The sequence below is a fragment of the Mesorhizobium sp. M4B.F.Ca.ET.017.02.2.1 genome, assembly GCF_003998955.1.
In the GTDB taxonomy this organism is placed as follows: Bacteria; Pseudomonadota; Alphaproteobacteria; order Rhizobiales; family Rhizobiaceae; genus Mesorhizobium; species Mesorhizobium abyssinicae.
This window is the reverse complement of the sequence record NZ_RZOF01000384.1, coordinates 1-5,606: the sequence shown is the minus strand read 5'-3', so window position 1 is coordinate 5,606 and position 5,606 is coordinate 1. Positions and strand designations below refer to the sequence as shown.

At 65.1% G+C, this 5,606-nt stretch carries 5 protein-coding genes; 3 read left to right on the top strand and 2 right to left on the bottom strand.

From position 1 onward, the window contains the following. Positions 1 to 20 precede the first annotated feature (20 nt). Positions 21 to 1,103: an LPS export ABC transporter permease LptG gene (gene lptG, locus EN738_RS29815; protein ID WP_127286766.1), complete on the bottom strand. Its 1,083-nt coding sequence runs from the start codon at positions 1,101 to 1,103 to the stop codon at positions 21 to 23. Between the two features lie 2 nt (positions 1,104 to 1,105). Continuing rightward, positions 1,106 to 2,302, bottom strand: coding sequence for an LPS export ABC transporter permease LptF (gene lptF / locus EN738_RS29810; RefSeq protein ID WP_127286767.1), 1,197 nt, complete (start codon positions 2,300 to 2,302; stop codon positions 1,106 to 1,108). 348 nt (positions 2,303 to 2,650) lie between these two features. On the opposite strand from lptF, the gene EN738_RS29805 reads away from it, so the two are divergent. The 3 genes from EN738_RS29805 to EN738_RS29795 form a co-directional block, all read left to right on the top strand. After that, entirely contained in the window at positions 2,651 to 4,135 is a 1,485-nt protein-coding gene (locus EN738_RS29805) for a leucyl aminopeptidase (protein ID WP_127286765.1), read from the top strand. Between the two features lie 19 nt (positions 4,136 to 4,154). Then, positions 4,155 to 4,604 carry a DNA polymerase III subunit chi gene (locus EN738_RS29800; RefSeq protein WP_127286764.1) on the top strand — a complete coding sequence of 150 codons (450 nt, stop codon included), beginning with the start codon at positions 4,155 to 4,157 and terminating at the stop codon, positions 4,602 to 4,604. Between the two features lie 178 nt (positions 4,605 to 4,782). Continuing rightward, positions 4,783 to 5,606 (top strand): ketoacyl-ACP synthase III (locus EN738_RS29795; protein ID WP_127286763.1); only part of this gene is annotated, 824 nt, incomplete at its 3' end.

Below are 5,606 nucleotides of genomic sequence, written 5' to 3'. Positions count from 1 at the left end.
GCGCAAAACCGCCTCCCTCACTAGCCGTCTTCCTTGTATAGCAGAAACGTCACCCCGAAGAACATAGCCACGACAACCGGAACCCATGCGGCCACCGCCGTAGGGACGAATCCCGCCACGCCGAATGCCTTGACCAATACCGAAACGACATAAAGCAGAAAGCCGGCGAGGACGCCACCCAGAATCATCGTCGCCGACTGCCCCATACGCGCAAATCGCATTGAAACTGTTGCCGCAATCAGCGTCATGGCGACGAGGAGGAACGGCAGCGCCACCAGCGAATCAAACTGCATGGCGAAGGCATTTGCCTTCAGCCCGAAGGAGCGGGCAACCTCGATCTTGCCGGGCAGGTCGTAAAAGGGGATGGTTTCCGGGCGCGCCAGCCGCTCTTGCACGAATTCAGGCTTGAGGTTGGTCTGGACCCGGTCGGATGTCGCGGGCCGGATAGTGCCGTCCTTGAACACCTTGACGTCCTGCAACTCCCAATAGCCGTCGCGGAGGAAGGCGTGCGCCGCGTCCTTGCGCTCGACGATGTTGCCTTGGTGGTCGAGCACGAAGAACACCGCGTCGGCCATTTCCAGGCCCTGGTTGAGAATCGCCCGGGCGCCAATGATGGTGTCGCCGGAAGCGGTCTTTTGCCGGATCCAAGGCGTCGTGTCGGCCGGCACCGCGTTCGAATTGCCGGCGCGCAGCTGGTTTTCCATCTGCTCGGACCAGGAGAAGCCGTGCGCCGCGATCGGATTGAGCACTCCGACCGACAGCACACCGAACATGAGCGCGCCGATGCAGCAGGGCAGCAGGAATTGCCAGGCCGAAACGCCGGCCGACCGCGCGATGACCAGCTCGTATTTGCGGTTGAGCGACACCAGTGTCGCCATCGCCGAGAACAGGCCGACGAACGGCACGGTCTGCAGCATGATCATCGGCATCCTCAGCGCCGAAATCGCGAAGGCGGTGCCGTAGGTGAAGCCGGGCAGGCCGGTGGTGCGGCCGGACAGTTCGGTGAAGTCGATCAGGAACACCAGCGCCAGAAGGCCGAGGAAGAACCAGATGGTGATCGACACGTAGCGGAAGAAGAAGTAGCGGCCCAGCGTCCAGCCCATCGTCATGCCCCCTGGCCGGAAGCGCGCCGGGAGAGACGCAGCTTGATGGCCGTCCAGGTCTCGCTGACGCGGCCGGCGAAATTGGTCATCCAGTCCGCCCAGGCCGCCGGCAGTTCCATCGACCTCGACGAGACGATGAACCAGGTGGCAACAGCCGAGGCCACGATCGGCAGGCCGTAGACCATATAGGCATAGAGCGGCACCTTGTCGGCCTTGCCGGCGGCGAAGAAGCCGAGCCAGCGCACGAACAGCGCGATCGCGATGGCCGTGATCAGCGGATGGATCCGCGCTTCCCGGTGCGAGCGCGCGTCGCCCGCCACCGCCAGCGCGATCAGCGCGAACACCAGCGGGTAGGACCATTCGGAGAAGCGCTGGTCGAGCTCGGCGGTGTAGCTGCCCGGCTTGCGCTGGAACATCTTGTCGTTGGGATCCGGGTTGAGCAGGTACTGCGTCGTGCGGTCCTTGGGCAGCAGCGTGATCTCGTTCGCCGCCGACATGAAGGCCGAGAGGTCGAACGCATAGGAGGTGAAGCGGATCACCGACAGGTCGCCGGTCAGCGATTTGCGGTTGATGACGCCGTCATTCATCATCAGCACCTTCTCGTCGCCCTTTTCGACGATGCTGCCGGACTTGGCGTAGTAGATCAGGTTGGCGCCTTCCTCGCGCGAATCGGCCACGAAGATGCCGCCGAGCCTGTTGTCCGGCAGGCGTTCGCCGATCTGCAGGAACAGGCCGTCGTCGATCTTGCGGAACGTTCCTTCCTGGATGATCAGCGACAGAAGGTCGGCGCGCGACGACGCCACCAGCTGCCGGTTCTTCTGCCTGGCATAGGGGTCGACGCCATTGTCGACGGCAAAGGAAAAGACGCTGGCCGCGAGCGCCAGCAGGAGGATCGGCCGCGCGATGGTCCAGCGCGAGGCGCCGGCAGCATTGATGACGGCCAGTTCCGAATCGGTGTTCATGACGCTGAGCGTCTGCGCCACCGCCACCACCAGCGCGAACGGCACCACGATCGGGATGATCGACGGGATGATCAGCGCCGCGACCTCGAAGAAGGTCAGCGCCGATTGGCCGCTGTCGGTGACGAGATCGATCTTGGCGAGCACCTGCGTCGTCCACACGATCGCCAGCGTCCAGGTCAGCGCGGCCACGAAGACCGTCGCTGCGCGACGCATGATGTAGCGTTCAACGACCTTCATGAAGGCTTTCTCGATTTTGCCGAACGGCATCATGCCCGCCGACAAGGTAGTCATCCGGCGACGGCAGTACAACTGGCTGCATTGGCGGCTCGATCTGGTTCCCGTTCCACATCACGCGCCCCGGCTGGCCGGAGTGTCCAAGGCAATGCATAAGAAATGCAAAACATTGGTGGTTAACAAGAGGTTACGGCAGGAATGCGGGGCCATGCCGCGACGAATCCACTGATGGTTGCGGCGGCGATATAGGCTGCGATTTCGGCCAAAGTCTTGCCAAATGATGGAAAACGACCAAATGTCGCGCACTCTTGAAAGCCGTTGTGCGGCGCCCATCCCCGAAAGCAGGTTCTGATGACTTCGACACCTTCGATTGCCTTCGCCAAATTTGCCGCGCCGAAAAAGGGCAGCGCCTTCGTGCTGGCGGCCGACGATGGCGCGGTTGGCGAAGCCGGCAAGGCTTGCGATCCGGCCGGGGCGCTCGCGCGCGCGTTCCCGGTGGCCGACTTTTCCGGCAAGTTCGGCACCGTCGCCGAGGTGCTGGCGCCGGAGGGGACTTCGCTCGACCGCCTGGTGGCGGTCGGCGCCGGCAAGGCCGCCGCCCTCGACGACCAGGCCTGGCTGAGGCTGGGCGGCACCATCGCGGCCTTGCTGCGCAAGGCGAAGGAAGTCGCCGTCGTGCTCGATGTTCCGGGCGCCGAGGCCGGCGGTAGGCAGGCCGCGAACCTCGCCGCTGGCATCCTTTTACGCAGCTATTCCTTCGACAAGTACAAGACCAAGAAGGACAAGGACGAGCCGAAGAAGCCGGTCAAGGTGATCATCCACTGCGCCGATCCCGCCGCGGCAAAGAAGGCTTTCACCGATGAGGCGGCGGTGATCGACGGCGTGCTTCTCGCGCGGGATCTTGTGAATGAACCGGCCAACACGCTGGGCCCAGTGGAGTTCGCCGCGCGCGCCAAGGACCTGGAGGCGCTCGGGGTCGAGGTCGAGATTCTGACCGAGAAGGAGATGAAGAAGCTCGGCATGGGCTCGCTGCTCGGCGTCGCGCAAGGCTCGCCGCGCGGCGCCCGCATGGCGGTCATGCACTGGAAGGGCGGCAAGGCCAAGGACGCGCCGGTTGCCTTCGTCGGCAAGGGCGTCACCTTCGACACCGGCGGCAATTCGATGAAGCCGGCCTCAGGCATGGAGGAGATGAAGGGCGACATGGGCGGTGCCGCTGCCGTCACCGGGCTCATCCACGCGCTTGCCGCCCGCAAGGCCAAGGCCAATGTCATCGGCGTCATCGGCCTGGTCGAGAATGCCGTCGACGGCCACGCCCAGCGCCCCGGCGATATCGTCACCTCGATGTCGGGCCAGACCATCGAGGTTTTGAACACCGATGCCGAAGGCCGCCTCGTGCTGGCCGACGCGCTCTGGTACACCAATGACCGCTTCAAGCCGAGATTCATGGTCAATCTGGCAACGCTGACCGGCGCCATCATGGTCGCGCTCGGCCAGCACTATGCCGGCCTGTTCTCCAACAATGACGAGCTGGCGGACCGGCTCTCCGGCGCCGGACAGGCGACGCAGGAGCGGCTGTGGCGCATGCCGCTGGGCGCCGAATACGACAAGCTGATCGATTCCAAGAACGCCGACATGAAGAACATTGGCGGCCGCTACGGCGGCGCCATCATCGCCGCGCAGTTCCTGCAGCGCTTCGTCAAGGAGACGCCTTGGGCGCATCTCGACATTGCCGGCACGGCGATGGGCTCGCCGCCAAGCGAGATCAACCAGTCCTGGGGTTCGGGCTTCGGCGTGCGGCTGCTCGACCGTCTCGTGCGCGACCACTACGAGGGGTAAGGCCGTTCGAGGCGCGATCATGGCCGAGATCCTGTTCTACCATTTGACCGAATCGACGCTCGAGGAGGCGCTGCCCGGCCTGCTCGAGCGCAGCGTCGACCGCGGCTGGCGCGCCGTGGTGCAGACCGGCACCGAGGAGCGGCGCGACGCGCTCGACCAGCATCTGTGGACGTTCCGCGACGATTCGTTCCTGGCGCATGCCACCGACCGAGAAGCCTATCCGGGCGAGCAGCAGATCCTGCTCACCACCGGCGAGGGCAACCCGAATGCCGCGCAGATCCGTTTCCTGGTCGACGGCGCGGCGCCTGCCGACCTCTCGGGCTACGAGCGCGCCGTCTTCCTGTTCGACGGCCACGACGCCGCGCAACTGGAAGGCGCGCGCAGCCATTGGAAGACGATGAAGGAGGCCGGCCACACGGTGACCTACTGGCAGCAGACGCCGGATCGGCGCTGGGAGCGCAAGGCGTAGGTTCCATACTGATAGGCGCCAATCATTAGATAGGAAACGTCGGCGCGGCGCCGATAGACGATTTCTGGGGCGATGCGACCCCGCCCGGATAACTCTCACCCTTGGGCCACCATCATGGCCATCGCCCCTGATCCGCTTTATGGATTAGATAGACGCGAACTCATTCGGCGGGTTGAGAATGCGTATCAAAATCATCGGAACCGGTGGGGCGGTGCCGGCTCAGTGCGTGACCTCGCGCGCGCTGGAGGAACGGCTTGGCCTTGCCCAGGGTCGGCTCGAAGCCGCCACCGGTGTCGTCGAGCGCTACGTCTGCGAAGGCGAATCGCAGATCGATCTGGCCTGCGCGGCGGCCAGTCTGGCGCTGACCGATGCCGGGCTGGAAGCCTGTGAGGTCGATCTGATCATCGGCGGCTGCGGCGTGCCGTATCAGCCGCTGCCGGCGACCGCGCCACTGGTCATGCAGCGCCTTGGCCTGCCAGACGGCTCGGCCGCCGCCTTCGACGTCAACAGCACCTGCCTCGGCTTCCTCACCGCCTTCGAGACGGCTTCGCGCCTGATCGAGGCCGGGCAATTCAGCACGGCGCTTGTATTCTCCTCGGAGGTCGCCTCGCGCGCGCTGCCGTGGCGCGACCAGCCGGAGGTCGCCGCTCTCTTCGGCGACGGCGCGGCGGCGGCGATTTTGCGCAAGGCCGGACCCGGCGAGGGCAGTGTGGTGGCCAATCTGATGCGCACCTATCCTTCGGCCTACGAGGTCTGCGGCATCGGATCGGGCGGCACGCGTTTCGACTTCCATCGCCAGCCGGAGGAATTCGCCCGCCACAGCCTGTTCCACATGGAGGGCAAGGAACTGTTCCGCGTCACCTCGCGCCATTTCAGCGGCTTCGTAACCGAGCTTTTGCAGCGCGCCGGCTGGCGGCGCGAGGATGTCGACCTCGTCGTGCCGCATCAGGCAAGCCCGTTCGCGCTGGCGCATATGGCGCGCCAGACCGGCTTCGCGCCGGA

Coding starts and splice junctions, on each gene's coding strand:
- lptG (WP_127286766.1), bottom strand. CDS start 1,103: ATGGGCTGGACGCTGGGCCGCTACTTCTTCTTCCGCTACGTGTCGATC.
- EN738_RS29800 (WP_127286764.1), top strand. CDS start 4,155: ATGGCCGAGATCCTGTTCTACCATTTGACCGAATCGACGCTCGAGGAG.
- lptF (WP_127286767.1), bottom strand. CDS start 2,302: ATGAAGGTCGTTGAACGCTACATCATGCGTCGCGCAGCGACGGTCTTC.
- EN738_RS29805 (WP_127286765.1), top strand. CDS start 2,651: ATGACTTCGACACCTTCGATTGCCTTCGCCAAATTTGCCGCGCCGAAA.